Here is a 1,135-nt window from a genome sequence, read left to right on the forward strand (position 1 = left end):
TTTCACTCCCCTTCCGGGGTGCTTTTCACCTTTCCCTCACGGTACTGGTTCACTATCGGTCGCTGAGGAGTATTTAGCCTTGGAGGGTGGTCCCCCCGGATTCCCACGGGATTTCACGTGCCCCGCGGTACTTGGGATCCCTTCGGAACGTCTCGTCCTTTCGCCTACAGGGGTGTTACCTGCTGTGCCGGGCCTTTCCAGACCGCTTCGACTAGGATGATTCGTTCGTGGTGAAGGTCCCGCAACCCCGCCTCCGAAGAGACGGTTTAGGCTTTTCCCCGTTCGCTCGCCGCTACTGGGGGAATCTCGCTTGATTTCTTTTCCTCCGGGTACTTAGATGTTTCAGTTCCCCGGGTTGGCTTCGCACACCTATGAATTCAGTGTACGATGTCCGGATATGACTCCGGACGGGTTGCCCCATTCGGGTATCCACGGGTCTATGCCTGCTTACGGCTCACCGTGGCTTTTCGCAGTTATCCGCGCCCTTCTTCGCCTCTCAGCGCCTAGGCATCCACCGTATGCCCTTACTAACTTGACCTTATTTTCTAATGAATGATCGCTTCGTCTATCTTACTTACCGTGGTGAATCATACTTGCAGTGAGACACTTCGTCCAAAGACTATGGTGTCGATACTGCAATAGGACATCACCGTTGAGTATGAAAGCTTGACGCATTGATCATCATTGCTTTGCGCTTTACTTTACCTCTGTGCAGTTTTCAAGGAACAATCTGAGGTCCGTCCGGTTCATCACCGGAATTAAGAGTTTGCTACACTCAGTTGAGCTTTTCAACCGGTAAGTTCCTCCAGTCCCTCAAAATCAAACAGTTGTATTGCATTGCGTGCGTTCGACCTCGACATCTCACTGCATAGAGGTGATATCCCTTCACCAGTAAACTAGCAAAGTTCATCCTCTACCGTGACGAGTCTCCATAGAAAGGAGGTGATCCAGCCGCACCTTCCGATACGGCTACCTTGTTACGACTTCACCCCAATCATCGACCCCACCTTCGGCGGCTGGCTCCATAAAGGTTACCTCACCGACTTCGGGTGTTGCCAACTTTCGTGGTGTGACGGGCGGTGTGTACAAGGCCCGGGAACGTATTCACCGCGGTATGCTGACCCGCGATTACTAG

The 1,135-nt window shown here is 52.7% G+C and carries 2 rRNA genes; both read right to left on the bottom strand.

Features of this window, described 5'->3' with window-relative positions:
• Nucleotides 1-538: ribosomal RNA gene (locus GJ688_RS19825) — 23S ribosomal RNA — on the bottom strand; the annotation flags it as partial.
• Between the two features lie 397 nt (nucleotides 539-935).
• Nucleotides 936-1,135: ribosomal RNA gene (locus GJ688_RS19830) — 16S ribosomal RNA — on the bottom strand; the annotation flags it as partial.

The organism is Heliobacterium mobile (assembly GCF_009720735.1).
GTDB lineage: Bacteria > Bacillota > Desulfitobacteriia > Heliobacteriales > Heliobacteriaceae > Heliobacterium > Heliobacterium mobile.